The organism is Aeromonas enteropelogenes (genome assembly GCF_000819845.1).
Lineage (GTDB): Bacteria > Pseudomonadota > Gammaproteobacteria > Enterobacterales > Aeromonadaceae > Aeromonas > Aeromonas enteropelogenes.
In genome coordinates this window covers 13,081-29,114 of the sequence record NZ_CDCG01000017.1, presented here as the reverse complement: position 1 = coordinate 29,114, position 16,034 = coordinate 13,081, and the positions used below count along the sequence as shown (strand labels likewise).

The following is a 16,034-nucleotide window of genomic DNA, read 5'->3' as shown; positions in this document are numbered from 1 at the left end:
TGCACGCATACTCAGGCTTTGCCTCATGTCAGGGGAACAGACATGCTGGCCCCCCGCATCTCTTTATGCTCCTCTTCTCTTGTTTCTCTTGCTTCTCATGTCGCTCGCTCGTTGAGGTCACAAGCGCCCCTTCTCCTTATTTCCTTTCTTGCCGTTGCCAGCCCGACGACAACCACAGGGTAAATCCGTTGCCAACAAGGCACCCTCGATCCCGCACTACCAGCCTTACAGCAGGCTCACCCACAGGATAAAAAAAGGCCGCTCATTGAGCGGCCTTTTGATGGGCAGTGTCGAGATTAACCCAGACGAACCCGGGCATTGCGGAACATCCGCATCCAGGCGCCATCCTCGCCCCAGTTGTCCGGGTGCCAGGAGTTGGCGACGGTGCGGAACACCCGCTCCGGGTGCGGCATCATGATGGTGGCGCGACCATCCGTGGCGGTCACGGCGGTGATGCCGTCCGGCGAGCCGTTCGGGTTGGCCGGGTACTGCTCGGTCACCTGACCGCGGTTATCCACAAAACGCAGCCCCACCAGGCCGCTGGCTTGCAACGACGCCAGGTGAGCGGCATCACGCACCTCCACTCGCCCCTCCCCGTGGGAGACGGCGATCGGCATCATGGAGCCTGCCATGCCGGCGAAGAAGGCGGACGGGGAGTCCTGTACTTCCACCAGGCTGAAGCGGGCTTCGAAGCGCTCGGAGCGGTTGCGCACGAAGCGCGGCCACAGATCGGCCCCCGGGATGAGCTCGCGCAGGTTGGACATCATCTGGCAACCGTTGCAGACACCGAGCGACAGTGTATCGCCGCGCTCGAAGAAGCGCTGGAACTGCTCGCGGGCGCCATCGTTGAACAGGATGGACTTGGCCCAGCCTTCACCCGCCCCCAGCACGTCGCCGTAGGAGAAGCCGCCACAGGCCACCAGGGTCTGGAACGCATCCAGCTTGATACGACCGGAGAGGATATCGCTCATATGCACGTCGACGGCGGTGAAGCCGGCGCGGTCAAACGCCGCCGCCATCTCCACGTGGGAGTTGACCCCCTGCTCGCGCAGCACCGCCAGACGTGGCGAGGCCCCCTTGGCGATATAGGGCGCCGCCACATCTTCGGACGGGTTGTAGCAGAGCTTGGCCTGCAGGCCCGGATCGGTGGCGTCCTGACGGGCGGCATGCTCCTGATCCGCGCACTCCGGGTTGTCGCGCAGACGCTGCATCTGCCAGCTGGTCTCGCCCCAGATGGTGCGAAGGGCAGTGCGGCTGGCGCGGTAGACCTCCTGACCCGCCCGCTGCAGGGTGATGAGATCCCCCTCGCGCACCGTGCCCAGCACATGGGAGCAGGCCGCCAGACCGTGACCGGCCAACAGGGTCATCACCGCCTCTTTATCCTCGCGGCGCACCTGGATGACGGCACCCAGCTCCTCGTTGAACAGGGCAGGCAGCAGGTCGCCGCCGACGCGATCCAGTTGCAGGTCGAGGCCGCAGTGACCGGCGAAGGCCATCTCCACCAGGGTGACGAACAGGCCACCATCGGAGCGGTCGTGGTAGGCGACGAGTTTGCGATCGGCCACCAGCGCCTGGATGGCGTTGAAGAAGCCCTTGAGCTGAACCGGGTTGTCCAGATCCGGAGCCTTGTCACCCAGCTGGCGATAGACCTGGGCCAGGGCGGAGGCGCCGAGGCGCTGCTTGCCGTTGCCAAGGTCGATGAGGATAAGGTCGGTTTCACCGAGATCGGTGCGCAGTTGCGGTGTGACGGTGTTGCGCACGTCCTCGACCCGGGCAAAGGCGGAAATGAGCAGGGAGAGCGGCGAGGTGACGCATCGCTCCTTGCCATCCTGCTGCCAGCGGGTCTTCATGGACATGGAGTCCTTGCCCACCGGGATGGTGATGCCAAGGGCCGGGCAGAGCTCCTCGCCCACCGCCTTGACCGCCTCGTAGAGGCCGGCATCTTCCCCCGGGTGACCGGCTGCGGCCATCCAGTTGGCGGAGAGCTTGACCCGCTTCAGCGATCCGATGTGGGCCGGCGCCAGGTTGGTGAGCGCCTCGGCCACCGCCATACGGGCCGACGCAGCATGAGACAGCAGCGCCACCGGGGTACGCTCGCCCATGGACATGGCTTCGCCGTGGTAGCTGTCATAGGTAGCGGCGGTGACGGCGCAATCGGCCACCGGGATCTGCCAGGGGCCGACCATCTGGTCGCGGTTGACCAGACCCGTCACGGTGCGATCGCCGATGGTGATGAGGAAGGATTTTTCCGCCACGGTCGGCAAACGCAATACCCGCTCGGCGGCCTCGCTCAGAGTGGTGCCATCCAGCTGCAGCGGCTTGCCCTGCGCGGGCAGACTCTGCACCTCGCGGTGCATCTTGGGGGTCTTGCCGAGCAGCACATCCAGCGGCAGATCGATGGGGTGGTTGTCAAAATGCTGATCGGACAGGGTCAGGTGCTTCTCTTCGGTGGCGGTACCGATGACGGCATAGGGTGCACGCTCACGCTCGCACAGCGCCTTGAACAGCGGCAGTTTGTCCTGGGCGACGGCCAGTACGTAACGCTCCTGGGATTCGTTGCACCAGATCTCGAGCGGGCTCATGCCCGGCTCGTCATTCGGGATGGCACGCAAATCGAAACGGCCGCCGCGATCGCCGTCGCTCACCAGCTCCGGCATGGCGTTGGAGAGGCCACCGGCGCCCACGTCGTGAATAAAGACGATGGGGTTGTCGTCCCCCAGCTGCCAGCAGCGGTCGATCACCTCCTGGCAGCGGCGCTCCATCTCGGGGTTGTCGCGCTGCACCGAGGCAAAGTCGAGATCCTCGGCGGACTGGCCGGAGGCCATGCTTGATGCGGCGCCGCCGCCCAGACCGATGTTCATGGCCGGGCCACCCAGCACGATGAGGGCGGCCCCTACCGGGATCTCCCCTTTCTGGACGTGCTCGGTGCGGATGTTGCCGATGCCGCCCGCCAGCATGATGGGCTTGTGGTAGCCACGCACCTCGACGCCGTTGTGGCTCGGCACCTCCTCTTCAAAGGTACGGAAGTAACCGAGAATGGCCGGACGGCCGAACTCGTTGTTAAACGCTGCCCCGCCAAGCGGCCCTTCCTGCATGATGTCAAAGGCGCTGACGATGCGGCTCGGTTTGCCGAAATCCTGCTCCCAAGGCTGCTCGAAGCCGGGGATGCGCAGGTTGGAGACGGAGAAGCCGACCAGACCCGCCTTGGGCTTGGCGCCGCGGCCGGTGGCGCCCTCGTCGCGAATTTCGCCGCCAGAACCGGTGGCAGCGCCCGGGAACGGAGAGATGGCGGTCGGGTGGTTGTGGGTCTCCACCTTCATCAGGATGTCGACCTGCTCCTGGTGGTACTGGTACTCACCGTTGGCGGGGCTTGGGAAGAAGCGGCCGGCCTGGCTCCCTTCCATCACGGCGGCGTTGTCTTTATAGGCAGACAGGACATGATCCGGCGTCTGCTCGAAGGTGTTCTTGATCATCTTGAACAGCGACTTGGGCTGCTGCTCACCGTCTATGGTCCAGTCGGCGTTGAAGATCTTGTGGCGGCAGTGCTCCGAGTTTGCCTGGGCAAACATGTAGAGCTCGATGTCGTTGGGGTTGCGGCCAAGCCTGGTGAAGTTCTCCACCAGATAGTCGATTTCGTCATCGGCCAGGGCCAGACCCAGGGCCACATTGGCCTCCACCAGGGCGGCGCGGCCACCGGCCAGCACATCTACCTGGGTAAAGGGGCGCGGCTCGTGATGGGCAAACAGGGCTGCAGCCTGCTCCATCTCGCCAAACACCACTTCCATCATGCGATCGTGCAGCACGGCCGCCACGTCGGCACGCTGGGCGGCGCTCAGTTCACCCTTGGCCTGCACGTAATAGGCGATGCCGCGCTCGAGCCGCTTGACCTGGGTCAGGCCGCAGTTGCGGGCGATGTCGGTTGCTTTGGAAGACCAGGGGGAGATAGTGCCGGGGCGGGGGGTAACGAGAAACAGCTGACCGCTGGGGGTGTGTTCGGGGATGGTCGGGCCGTAGCGCAGCAGCTGGCCCAAGGTCGCTCGCTCGGGGGGCGACAGCGGGCTGGTCAGCTCGGCAAAGTGTACATATTCGGCATAGATCCCTTCTATCTCTACTCCTCTCTCCGGTTCACTCTCTGCCGCTATCTGCGCGAAGCGTTGCAGCAGTTTTTGGACTCGAAACTCAGACAGTGCAGGGGCACCACGCAAGATATCCATATGACCTTTCTCACCAAGTTTTAAAGTGGGGGGGAATTGAGACGCGCGTATTATAGGGATCTGGCTCACAGCGGACAAACGTTTTTCTAATTTGATGCAGTGTGACTCGACGCACACTCTCTGGTATAAAGGTGCCTCTTTTTTGACAAATGCCGATTTTTTCAACAAAGGTACTCACCTACTTGCGCTGCATTTTTCGACTGTTTATCGGGTTGATGTTGACGCTGGCCCTGGGTGGCTGTGACTTCTATACCCCCTCCAGCCAGCTGGAGCAGATCCGCCAACGGGGCGAGATCCGGGTTGGCACCCTCTACGGCCCCACCTCCTATTACCAGCGGGACGACATCGCCCAGGGCTTCGATTACGAACTGGCCAAAAACTATGCCGACTGGCTGGGGGTCAAGCTCACCATAGTGCCGGTCAACACCGCCGACGAGCTGGTAGCCCTGCTGCAAAAAGACAAGCTGGATCTCGCCGCCGCCGCCATCATGGTCACCCCGGAGCGGCGCGCACTGCTGCGCTTTGGTCCCGGCTTTTATCAGGTCTCCCCCAAGCTGGTTTATCGCAACGGCAAGCCCAAGCCTGCTTCCCTGAACGACATCAAGGGCAAACTGGTGGTGGCCGCAGGCTCCAGCGGCGAAGATCTGCTCAAAGAGCTCAGCAAGGACTATCCCAACCTCAACTGGAGCACCCGCACCGATGCCGACGTGGAAGATCTGCTCAAACAGGTCGTAAAAGAAGAGATCGACTACACGATAGTGCAGGATACCGTGCTGGCTCGCACCCAGCGCTACTACCCCGAACTCACGGATGGCCTGACCCTGGCCCAGCAGCAAACCGTGGCCTGGGCCATGACCAAGCTGCCCGATGACAGCCTCTATGCCAGCGTCATCGACTTCTTCGGCCAGCGCTTCATGGATGGCGCCATCGCCAAACTGGACGAGAAATACTTCGGCCACGTGCAGAACTTCGACTTCGTCGATACCCGCACCTTCCTGAAGCGCGCCAAGAGCCTGTTGCCGAAATACCAGCCTCTGTTCCAGGCCTATGCCAAGAACATCGACTGGCGTCTGTTGGCTGCCATCAGCTACCAGGAGTCCCACTGGGATCCCCAGGCCCGCTCCTATACCGGGGTGCGCGGCATGATGATGCTGACCGAACCCACCGCCAAGGCGATGGGGGTCAACGACCGGACCCATCCGGAGGAGAGCATCAAGGGGGGCGCCCTCTATCTGCAACACATGATGGAGAAGGTGCCCGACTCTGTGCCCGAGGATGAGAAGGTGTGGTTTGCCCTCACTGCCTACAACATCGGCTACGGCCACATGATGGATGCCCGTCGTCTGACCAAGGAACTCGGCAAGAACCCGGATGCCTGGGGCGACGTGAAAGAGGTGTTGCCGCTGCTGCAGCAGGCGCGCTGGCATCGCAAAGTGCGCTATGGCTATGCCCGTGGCGGCGAGGCGCGCAACTACGTCAACAACGTGCGCCAGTATTACCAGAGCCTGCTGTGGCTCGACAACGAACAGCAGAAGGATCAGCAGCGGGAAAGTCTCGATCGGGATGACGACAGCCCGTCAGAGCCGGTAGAGCGGCCGACCATCATCGCCGAGGTAGTCAGCCGGATCACCCAGAGTTAACCTGCTGATCCGGCTGTTTTCGGCCAAATTTCTCTGCTACCATCTGATCACATCGGAGCCTATCTGAAATCGCATTGTTTTTCATAGCGTTGAGATATGCACTAACAGCAATTTCCGATGGGCTCCGCCAATGACCCAAGGCCGGGATGGCCACCCAATTGGGAGGAGACCAAGATGCAAAAACGTAGAAAAATCAGTCTGGTCAGAAAAGCAAAGAGCTGCTGGAGCCCCAGACGCAAACTCAAGCTTAATGACATGAAGCGCAAGATATGGCGCAGAAACCGCTCATTTACCCTGCTCATCGCTGAGCACACAGCATAAACCCGGCATTTGCCGGGTTTTTTTATCGCTTCTTTCGCTGACCAACCATCATGGCAACAGGGTCGCCTGGAACTGCACCGAGCGTTTCGAGACCAGACTGTTGCAGTGGTTGCAGAAGTAATCCACCGCGCCGCACGCCTTCAGCCGCTCCAGCTCCTGCTGGCAGGCGGGGCATAGCGCCGTGATGCGCACGTTGGCATGACACTGGCCGCAGGTCTGTTCCTTGCTGCGGGTATCCAGTTCGGCCTGGCAGGATGGACAAAGCAGGGCTTCCATTTTCGACTCCTCGTAAAGTGAACCAGCCATGGGGTGGCCCATGGCTGGTTCCCCTTCCCTTGCGGATCCGGGAGAGCATAACAAAGCGGCTGCCGGTGAGGGCAGCCGCCATGGCTTATTTCTTCTTCATCTTCAACAAGCGTTTGCGCTGACGCTCCTGACTCAGGGTCAGGGTGTTCTTCTTGCCCTCGAACGGGTTGACCGATTCCTGGAACTCGACCCGGATCGGGGTGCCCATGATCTTGAGGGACTTGCGGAAGTAGTTGATGAGGTAGCGCTTGTACGAATCCGGCAAGTCGTTGAGCTGGTTGCCGTGGATCACGATGCGCGGCGGGTTGTAACCACCGGCGTGGGCGTACTTCAGCTTGACCCGGCGACCGTTCACCATGGGCGGCTGGTGATCTTCCTGGGCCATCTGCATGATGCGGGTCAGCATGGCGGTGCTGGTACGGCGGGTCGCCGACTGGTACGCCTCCTGAATGGATTCGAACAGGTGGCCGACACCGCTGCCGTGCAGGGCCGAGATGAAGTGAACGCGGGCGAAGTCGATGAATCCCAGACGACGGTCGAGCTCGTTCTTGACGTCCTCTTTCACCTTCTGATCCAGACCGTCCCACTTGTTCACCACCAGTACCACGGAGCGGCCGGTGTTGAGCACGAAACCGAGGATGCTGAGATCCTGATCGGTGATGGTCTCCTGGGCGTCGATCACCAGCAGGCAGACGTTGGCATCTTCAATGGCCTTCAGAGTCTTGATGACGGAGAACTTCTCCACCGTCTCGTGCACCTTGCCACGACGACGCACACCGGCGGTGTCGATGATGACGTACTTCTGATCGTCGCGCTCCATCGGGATGTAGACGGAGTCGCGGGTGGTGCCCGGCATGTCATAGACGATGACCCGATCTTCACCCAGCATGCGGTTGGTCAGGGTCGACTTGCCGACGTTGGGGCGACCGACGATGGCAAACTTGATGGGCAGGTCGGCAAACGGGGTCTCCTTGGTGTCTTCCTTGGTATCCAGGTCACCGGCGGCCACCATGCGCAGCAGGGCTTCTTCGTCGAAGTCCTCCTCTTCTTCATCCTGCGCCTCTTCCCCGGCTACCGCACCGACCAGCTCCTCCAGGTGGGGCGCCAGAGCCAGCTCCAGCAGGCTCAATACACCACGGCCATGGGCCGCCGCCATCTGGTACACCTCGCCCAGGGCCAGACCGTAGAACTCGGACACCGCGGAATCACCGTCGATGCCGTCGGTCTTGTTGGCCACCAGGAACACCTTCTTGTGGGACTTGCGCAGGTGCTCGGCGATGGCCTGATCCGCGGCGGTCAGACCGGCGCGGGCATCCACCATGAACAGCACCACGTCCGCTTCATCGATGGCCAGCAGGGACTGCTCGGCCATCTTCAGCTCGATCCCCTCTTCGGTGCCATCGATACCGCCGGTATCGACCACGATAAATTCCAGCTCGCCCAACTTCGCCTGACCGTATTTGCGGTCCCGGGTCAGACCGGGGAAGTCGGCAACCAGGGCATCCCGAGTACGGGTCAAGCGGTTAAACAGGGTGGATTTCCCCACGTTGGGGCGGCCCACCAGGGCTACTACAGGAGTCATAAAAGCCTCATTCTCAAGACGACAAAGGCTCCGGGTCCGAAGACCAGGAGCCGGATATTCACATTTTCGGACGATCAGGGACGCTTGATGGCGTACAACTTGCCGTCACGGCTCTGCACATACAGGGTGTCACCATCCACCAGGGGGGCGGAGTAGAGACCACTGCTGTCGAGCTGCTGCATCGCCTGGATGGTACCGTCGGTACGATCCAGCCAGTACAGGTATCCTTCCACATCACCCACCACCACATAGTCACCCAGGATGACAGGTGCGGTAACGGTACGATTCTCCAGCTGGGTATTGGACCACAGCTCCAGACCATTGCGACGGTCGATGGCAAACAGATGGCTGCGGCTGTCGGTCAGCACGATGGCATTGCCGGTCAGCGCCAGATCGCGGTAGCCGGAATACTTGCGCTTCCACACTTCGTCGCCGCTCATCAGCTTGCGGGCCATCAGCTGGCCGTTGTAGGCGATGGCATAAAGCTCGTCACCGGCGATGAGCGGGCTGGCATCCACGTCCACCATGCGATCCAGCTCGGTGGCGCCGCGCGGGTCGGCCACCTTGGACTGGCGCACCGGCTGGCCGTTGCTCAGCAGCGCAATGCCCACCTTGCCATCGGCACGACCGTAAATGACGGCACCGTTGGTGATGATGGGGGCACCGGTACTGCGCAAGGTCAGCGGCGGCTGCTCTTCGGAGAGCGACCACTGCAGCTTGCCTTCATCGGTATCCAGCGCCACCAGGCGACCGGAGGTGGTCAGCACCACCACACGGCCATCTTCCACCGCCGGGCTTGCCACCACTTCACCGGGCACCGAGGTCTGCCACAGCACCTCGCCGTTCTCCTCGTTCAGAGCGTAGACCACCCCGTTTTCGGAGCCGAGGAACAGTTTGCCATAACGGGCAACCAGACCGCCGGAGAGACGAGCGCTGCGCTTGTCGGCATTGATCGGCAGATCAGCCAGATCGACGCTCCACAGCTCCTTGCCACTGGCGCGGTCGAAGGCGGTGACGTCACCGTCACGGGCAGCGGCATAGATGCGTTCCTCTTCCACCACCGGCTTGAGCTGGGAGTAGAAGTTGCCGATCCCGTCACCCACGGTGGAGGACCAGACGGTATCCGCCGTGAAGGAAGAGGTCACCTGCGGCAGGGGCGCCATCGGGGTGAGATCCTCTTCCGAACTGAACAGGGAACACCCCTGCAGAGCGAAGGAGACTGCCGTCCCCAACGCCATCATCTTGAATAGATTACGCATCCGCTGCCTCACCTGTGGTCGTGGCCGGCAAGGCCAGATCGTCCATCTTCAATTTGAGTTCCTGGCTGCCCTGCAGGCCGCCGGCATCCGCCGCCGCCTGATAGGCATCCCGCGCCTCTTCCAGCTTGCCCTGCCCCAGCAGGATATCGCCGCGCACTTCCGCCACCTGGGCCTTGAAGGCGTCGTTATTGATCTTGCCAAGCTGGGCCAGCGCCTCGTCGGCCTTGCCCTGACCGTTCAGCACCCGGGCCAGACGCAGGGAAGCAAACGGACGAATGCTCTCGTCACCGGAGGAGGCCACCAGCGCAAGCTGCTCGGCAGCCAGGTCCAGCTTGCCCGCCTTCACAGCAGCTGAGGCCAGTTGCAGTGCAGCCATATCGCCGTAGGCATCGCCCTTGTTGGCGGTGACGAACTGCTGCGCCTGCTCCAGGTCGGCGGCTTCGCCCTTGGCCAGCTGCTCCAGCACCTGGTTGTAAGAGCGGGAAGCAGCCTCCATGGTCTCCTGCTGATGCTGGTTGTAATAGCGCCAGCCGAACAGACCAACCAGACCGATCACGGTCCCGGCGATCACCGAGGTTCCGTTCTCTTTCCACCACTCCTTGATAACCTCAACCTGTTGTTCTTCGGTGGTATAGACTTCCACAGCTTACTCTCCTTTGGCTGCCAGCAGGGCAATGGCGGCATCGACCGTGATGGTCTGTTGCTCGGCCTGACCACGCAGATATTTGATGGTGATCTCCCCGTTTTGCACCTCGGTCTCTCCGAGGATCAGGGCGATCGCCGCGCCGCTCTTGTCGGCACGCTTGAGTTGTTTCTTGAAGTTGCCACCACCGCAGTGGCTCATCAGGCGCAAGGAAGGCAGCGCATCGCGCAGACGCTCGGCCAGCTGGAAGCCAGCCTGCTCGGTCCCCTCGCCCACCATGCAGAGATAGACATCCACTGCCGGGCGAATATCGGCGTTGAGCTCGAGGGTTTCGAGCATCAGCACCAGACGCTCCATGCCCATGGCGAAACCCACCGCCGGGGTCGGCTGGCCGCCCAGCTGCTCTACCAGACCGTCGTAACGGCCACCGGCACAGACGGTGCCCTGAGCACCCAGACTGTTGGTCACCCACTCGAATACGGTGAGGTTGTAGTAATCGAGACCACGCACCAGGCGCTCGTTCACTTCATACTGGATACCGGCAGACTCGAGCAGGCGCTTGAGCCCCTCGAAGTGAGCCAGGCTCTCCTCGCCCAGGTGATCGAACAGACGCGGGGCATTGACCAGGATGGCCTGGACTTTTTCATCCTTGGAGTCGAGCACCCGCAGCGGGTTGCTGTACATGCGACGCTGGCTGTCTTCGTCCAGCTGATCCTTGTACTGCTCCAGGTAGGCCACCAGGGCATCACGGTAAGCCGCACGCTCACTGCTCTGGCCCAGGGTATTGAGCTGCAGGGTGACGTGATCCTGGATGCCGAACAGACGCCACAGGCGGTGAGTCAACATGATGAGCTCGGCGTCGATATCCGGCCCGTTGATGCCAAACAGCTCGACACCAAACTGGTGGAACTGACGGTAACGGCCCTTCTGGGGGCGCTCGTGGCGGAACATGGGGCCCATGTACCACATGCGGCGTTCCTGGTTGTAGAGCAGGCCGTGTTCGATACCGGCGCGCACACAGCTGGCGGTCCCTTCCGGACGCAGGCTCAGGCTGTCGCCGTTGCGATCTTCAAAGGTGTACATCTCTTTTTCGACCACGTCGGTCACTTCACCGATGGCGCGCTTGAACAAATGCGTCTGCTCGACGATGGGCATGCGCACTTCGCTGTAACCATAACTGGCAACGACCTGGCGCAGGATCTGTTCAACTTTCTGCCATACCGGGCTCTGCTCCGGCAGGCAATCATTCATACCGCGAATAGCTTGGATCTGTTTTGCCACGTTGATACTCGAGAAAAAGAGGTAAAATTTGGCCGCATTATAGGGATTTTCACCCCCGAGGTAAAATCAGGGAATCCGGATGCGGGATGTAAAATCAGTCACCTGGACACGGGACCACCGAATGTGGCCCCGTTTCGCTCAATCCTTGTCCAGCAGGATCTGGTTGGCGGGATCCAGCATGGCCGCCCGGGCGCGAATGCGACGCTCCAGGGTCGGGATCAGATCCTTGTTATCGAGCCTGTCGACCCGTTGGCCCCCCTCGTAGAAGGCGCTCTTGTTGGCCGCCCCGGCCAGCCCCAGATCGGAAACCAGCGCCTCCCCCGGACCATTCACCACGCAGCCGATGATGGAGACATCCATCGGAGTGATGATGTCCTCGAGACGCTGCTCGAGTTCGTTGACCGTGCCGATGACGTCGAACTCCTGACGGGAGCAGGAGGGACAGGCGATAAAGTTGATGCCACGGGAGCGGATACGCAGGGATTTCAGGATATCGAAGCCCACCTTGATCTCTTCCACCGGATCGGCGGCCAAGGAGATGCGCAGGGTATCGCCAATGCCCTCGCTCAGCAGCATGCCAAGGCCGATGGCGGATTTGACCGCACCGGCACGGAAACCGCCCGCCTCAGTGATGCCAAGGTGCAGCGGCTGCTCGATCTGCTTGGCCAGCAGACGATAGGCGCCGACCGCGAGGAACACATCGGAGGCCTTGACGCTCACCTTGAAATTCTGGAAGTCGAGACGGGTCAGATAATCCACGTGACGCATGGCGGATTCCACCAGCGCCTCCGGAGTCGGTTCGCCGTACTTCTCCTGGATATCCTTCTCCAGCGACCCGCCATTGACCCCGATGCGGATCGGGATGTTGAGGTCGCGGGCGCAGTCGACCACGGCGCGCACCCGCTGCTCGTTACCGATGTTGCCCGGGTTGATACGCAGGCAGTCGGCACCGTACTCGGCCACTTTCAGGGCGATGCGGTAGTCGAAGTGGATATCGGCAACGATAGGAATGCGGGTCTGCTGCTTGATGAGTTTGAAGGCTTCCGCCGCCTCCATGGTGGGCACGGAGACCCGGACGATGTCGGCACCGACCCGTTCGATCCGCTGGATCTGCTCGACGGTGGCGGCCACGTCCGTGGTTTTGGTGTTGGTCATGGTCTGCACCGTGATGGGGGCATCGCCCCCAACCGGCACATTGCCGACCATGATCTGCCGAGATTGACGACGAATAATGGGAGATTCGTGAGCGGACATGACTGAGAGATTACTCCTGCGGCAGTGAGAAGCGGGCAGTACGGCCGTTGTTGTAACGACTCATATCAAACGACTGGCCCTTGTATTCGAGCTTGACGGCCATGGGCGCGCCAATGATCAATTTCAGCGGCTCGGCGCCTTCCAGCACCAGTTCGTCGTTTGCCTTCTTCAGACCGCTATACAGGGTCTTGCCATTGGCATCCTTGACATCCAGCCAGCAATCGGCGGTAAAACTCATCTTGAGCTGGGGCGCGCTGGCCGGCTCGCTCGCGGCGCTCTCGTCGGTCGCGGCCACATCAGATGTGCTGCTCTCAGCCTGGGTGCTGACGGCGGCGCTGGGATTTTCCTCAGGCAGGACCGCCGCCTCCGGCGCCAGGGTGCCAGTCGCATCGGAGACGGCAGCGGGCGCTGCAGCGTCGATGGCAGTATCCGCTGCATCAGTCACCGGCGCCAGGCTCTCGGTTCCCGGCACAGAGTCTGTGGCTGCAACGGTGGTTGAGGCGCTCATCTCGGTGGCAGCGAGGGCTTCGTCACCTGCGGAGCGACGGGCCGTGCTCTGCCACCACCAGGCAACGGAGAGGCCGATCAGCACCAGGATCACCAGCCAGGTCACCACCTTGAGCCGACTGTCGTTGGCTTGCTGGCGGGAACGGCGGGAGAAGCTCTGCATGTCGATGTTGTCGGGAGGCGTCAGACCCAGCTTGTCGTAAGCCGCCAGTATGGTCTCTTCGGGGATCCCGACCAGCTTGGCATAGGTACGCAGATAGCCACGGATAAAGGTATGGGACGTGTGCTTGTCGTAAGTATCCGATTCAATGGCGGCAATCAGGGTCAGACGAAGATGAATGCGAGACGCAACCTGCTCTCGTGTCCATCCGAGCTGTTCACGGGCGTTGCGCAGCAGCTGGCCTGGGCCCACTGCCTGGGAATCGTCTTGGAAATCGTGTTGCTGTTCAGTAGTCATTGGCTAAGTAACGCTTGGCTTGTTGCGAAGTGGGATATTGCCTTACCAGCTCAGTCCCGAATTGGTGAAGTAATGCCGGTTTGTCCATGGCCTGCGCCAGCCGCAATCTCAACCAGAGACTCGCTTCGTTTTCGTCCGACACATCGGCAAAACGGGCGAGGTAGGACTGCACGTCAGGTAGCTTGCCATCTTTCATGGAAAGTTCGGCCAAGTCCAGCAATAACCTTGGATCGCGGGGATTATACCCCAAGGCCAGACGATAGTACTCGCCGGCTTTATCATTTCTGCGATTTTGCAGGGCACAAAGCGCCGCATTCTCGTACGTATCGGCTATTTTCACGTACCCTGGCTGGGTGACCGCCTGGTTGAACGCCTTGTCCGCCTCATCATAGCGACCCCGGTTGCACAGAAAGGCGCCATAGTTGTTCATTGCGTCAGCATTGGACGGATCCATGGCCAGGGCATTCTTGTAACTGGTTTCGGCCGCCTTGAAATCCCCCACCTTCTGGTAGAAGTAGGCAAAGCCGATCTGAACCTGGGGATTGGAGGGGTCGTACTGGAGGGCGCGGTCAAGGTTGAACTTGGCCTGTTCGGCATTGCCTTGCCGCAGATATTGAATACCCAAATCCAGGCGAGTCTGGGCAGCCGCCTTGAGGTCGGGGCCCACTTCACGCTGGGTCGAATTCTGGCCAGCGTAAGTGGTCTCGGTCACACAGCCTGGCAGCGCACAGAGCGCTGCCACTACGATCAATGTACGTGTATCCATTCCCTGTCTATACAATGGCTTAGCAATTAAACCATTTTGACGGAAATCCCATCCTGTTGCATCCGATTTTTGATGGTGCGCTTGGTGCGGTCGATCACATCCCCCACCAGCTGACCACAGGCGGCATCGATGTCATCACCCCGGGTCTTGCGGACGATCACGGTGAAACCGTACTCCATCAGCACCTTGGAGAAGCGATCGATACGGCTGTTGCTTGGCTTGCCGTAGGGGTTGCCCGGGAAGGGGTTGAACGGGATCAGGTTGATCTTGCTCGGGGTGTCTTTCAGCACCTTGGCCAGCTCGTGGGCGTGCTGCATGTCGTCATTGATATGATCGAGCAGCACATATTCCACGGTCACCCGACCGCCGTTGGCATTGGATTTGGCCAGATAACGGCGCACCCCGGCCAGGAAGTCTTCGATGTTGTACTTGTCGTTGATCGGCATGATCTCGGAGCGCAGCTTGTCATTGGGCGCATGCAGGGAGATGGCCAGGGCCACGTCGATCTGATCCCCCAGCATGTCCAGTGCCGGCACCACCCCGGAGGTGGAGATGGTCACCCGGCGCTTGGAGATGCCAAAGCCGTAGTCGTCCATCATCAGGCGCATGGCGGGCACCACGTTGGCCAGGTTCAGCAGCGGCTCGCCCATCCCCATCATTACCACGTTGGTGATGGGGCGTTTGCCACCGACAACCCGGGCGGCACGCCACACCTGGCCGATGATCTCGGAGACTTTCAGGTTGCGGTTGAAGCCTTGCTGGGCGGTGGAGCAGAACTTGCATTCCAGCGCACAGCCGACCTGGGAGGAAACACACAGGGTGGCGCGATCGTCTTCGGGAATGTAGACGGTCTCCACTTCCTGGTCCCCTACCTGCAGCGCCCACTTGATGGTGCCGTCAGAGGAGCGTTGCTCACGGCTGATCTCGGGGGCCTTGATCTCGGCGATGGCCTTGAGGCGCTCCTTGAGCACCTTGTTGACGTTGGTCATCTGATCGAAATCATCACAACCAAAGTGATAGATCCACTTCATGACCTGATCTGCCCGGAATGGCTTCTCGCCCAGTTCGACGAAAAAAGCGCGCATGGCATCCCGATCAAGATCCAGCAGGTTGATTTTTGTTTCGCTCATCAATGGCCTCGGTTCAAACACTTCATCAATTATTGGCTGACGATGTCAGGGGGCGGCATTGTACAAATTATGGGTCTGGCTTTCTACCTGGAGAATAGAGGGATATTGCGCTGGGGGCGAAAACAACAAAGGGAGCCGAGGCTCCCTTTGTCATATCACCCGGACCTTATCAGCCGCGCGGGCAGATCTCGTCATCGGAAAAGAAGTAGGCGATTTCACGGGCGGCAGAGGCCGGGGCATCGGAGCCGTGAACGGCGTTGCGATCGATGCTCTCGGCATAGCAGGCACGCAGGGTACCGGCCAAGGCCTCTTTCGGGTTGGTCGCGCCCATGATTTCACGGTGACGGCGGATGGCATCTTCGCCTTCCAGCACCTGTACCATGACAGGGCCCGAGGTCATGAAGCTGACCAGGCCGTCATAGAAGGGCTTGCCCTGGTGCTCGGCATAGAAACCGGCGGCCTGTTCGCTGCTCATGTGCAGCATCTTGGCGGCAACCACTTTCAGACCTGCGCTCTCGAAGCGGTTGTAGATGGCACCGATCAAGTTCTTGCTGACAGCATCCGGCTTGACGATAGAGAAAGTACGTTCGATGGCCATTGAGATCTTTCCTTAACTACAGAGGTTTATTGTTAGAATCCATGTTCGCTGGCGATTATACGTAAACAAAAACCCA

General features: G+C 60.9%; 13 protein-coding genes. 2 read left to right on the top strand and 11 right to left on the bottom strand.

Features of this window, described 5'->3' with window-relative positions; genetic code table 11:
• Nucleotides 1-296: 296 nt before the first annotated feature.
• Complete coding sequence (purL, locus tag BN1123_RS06580) at nt 297-4,214, bottom strand: phosphoribosylformylglycinamidine synthase (protein ID WP_042025975.1); 3,918 nt, start codon at nt 4,212-4,214, stop codon at nt 297-299.
• 149 nt (nt 4,215-4,363) lie between these two features.
• Here purL and mltF point away from each other — a divergent pair, with 149 nt between their 5' ends.
• Together mltF and BN1123_RS21650 are read left to right on the top strand one after the other, a co-directional pair.
• The gene (gene mltF / locus BN1123_RS06575; protein WP_026456140.1) at nt 4,364-5,854 is read left to right on the top strand and encodes a membrane-bound lytic murein transglycosylase MltF; all 1,491 of its coding nucleotides are present in this window, start codon (nt 4,364-4,366) and stop codon (nt 5,852-5,854) included.
• Between the two features lie 174 nt (nt 5,855-6,028).
• Nucleotides 6,029-6,175 carry a hypothetical protein gene (locus tag BN1123_RS21650; protein ID WP_197064459.1) on the top strand — a complete coding sequence of 49 codons (147 nt, stop codon included), beginning with the start codon at nt 6,029-6,031 and terminating at the stop codon, nt 6,173-6,175.
• A gap of 48 nt (nt 6,176-6,223) precedes the next feature.
• Here the strand turns inward: BN1123_RS21650 and BN1123_RS06570 are convergent, their stop codons facing one another.
• From BN1123_RS06570 to ndk, 10 genes are all read right to left on the bottom strand, one after another.
• The gene (locus BN1123_RS06570) at nt 6,224-6,451 is read right to left on the bottom strand and encodes a zinc ribbon domain-containing protein (RefSeq protein WP_042025973.1); all 228 of its coding nucleotides are present in this window, start codon (nt 6,449-6,451) and stop codon (nt 6,224-6,226) included.
• Nucleotides 6,452-6,566: 115 nt separating this feature from the next.
• On the bottom strand, nt 6,567-8,063 hold the full coding sequence (gene der, locus BN1123_RS06565; protein ID WP_042025972.1) for a ribosome biogenesis GTPase Der: 1,497 nt from the start codon (nt 8,061-8,063) through the stop codon (nt 6,567-6,569).
• Between the two features lie 74 nt (nt 8,064-8,137).
• On the bottom strand, nt 8,138-9,322 hold the full coding sequence (gene bamB, locus BN1123_RS06560; RefSeq protein WP_042025970.1) for an outer membrane protein assembly factor BamB: 1,185 nt from the start codon (nt 9,320-9,322) through the stop codon (nt 8,138-8,140).
• Nucleotides 9,315-9,965 carry a YfgM family protein gene (locus BN1123_RS06555; protein ID WP_042025969.1) on the bottom strand — a complete coding sequence of 217 codons (651 nt, stop codon included), beginning with the start codon at nt 9,963-9,965 and terminating at the stop codon, nt 9,315-9,317. The genes bamB and BN1123_RS06555 overlap by 8 nt, the downstream gene beginning before the upstream one ends.
• Nucleotides 9,966-9,968: 3 nt before the next feature.
• The gene (hisS, locus tag BN1123_RS06550; protein ID WP_042025967.1) at nt 9,969-11,246 is read right to left on the bottom strand and encodes a histidine--tRNA ligase; all 1,278 of its coding nucleotides are present in this window, start codon (nt 11,244-11,246) and stop codon (nt 9,969-9,971) included.
• A 138-nt stretch (nt 11,247-11,384) separates the two neighbouring features.
• Nucleotides 11,385-12,500, bottom strand: coding sequence for a flavodoxin-dependent (E)-4-hydroxy-3-methylbut-2-enyl-diphosphate synthase (ispG, locus tag BN1123_RS06545; protein ID WP_042025965.1), 1,116 nt, complete (start codon nt 12,498-12,500; stop codon nt 11,385-11,387).
• A gap of 10 nt (nt 12,501-12,510) precedes the next feature.
• Nucleotides 12,511-13,464: a cytoskeleton protein RodZ gene (rodZ, locus tag BN1123_RS06540; RefSeq protein WP_042025964.1), complete on the bottom strand. Its 954-nt coding sequence runs from the start codon at nt 13,462-13,464 to the stop codon at nt 12,511-12,513.
• Nucleotides 13,454-14,245, bottom strand: a complete 792-nt coding sequence (gene tapF / locus BN1123_RS06535; protein ID WP_156130408.1) for a PilW family type IVa pilus biogenesis/stability lipoprotein TapF — start codon at nt 14,243-14,245, stop codon at nt 13,454-13,456. The genes rodZ and tapF overlap by 11 nt, the downstream gene beginning before the upstream one ends.
• A gap of 11 nt (nt 14,246-14,256) precedes the next feature.
• Nucleotides 14,257-15,360, bottom strand: coding sequence for a dual-specificity RNA methyltransferase RlmN (gene rlmN, locus BN1123_RS06530; RefSeq protein WP_042025961.1), 1,104 nt, complete (start codon nt 15,358-15,360; stop codon nt 14,257-14,259).
• Nucleotides 15,361-15,529: 169 nt separating this feature from the next.
• On the bottom strand, nt 15,530-15,958 hold the full coding sequence (ndk, locus tag BN1123_RS06525; protein WP_026457648.1) for a nucleoside-diphosphate kinase: 429 nt from the start codon (nt 15,956-15,958) through the stop codon (nt 15,530-15,532).
• Nucleotides 15,959-16,034: the final 76 nt, after the last annotated feature.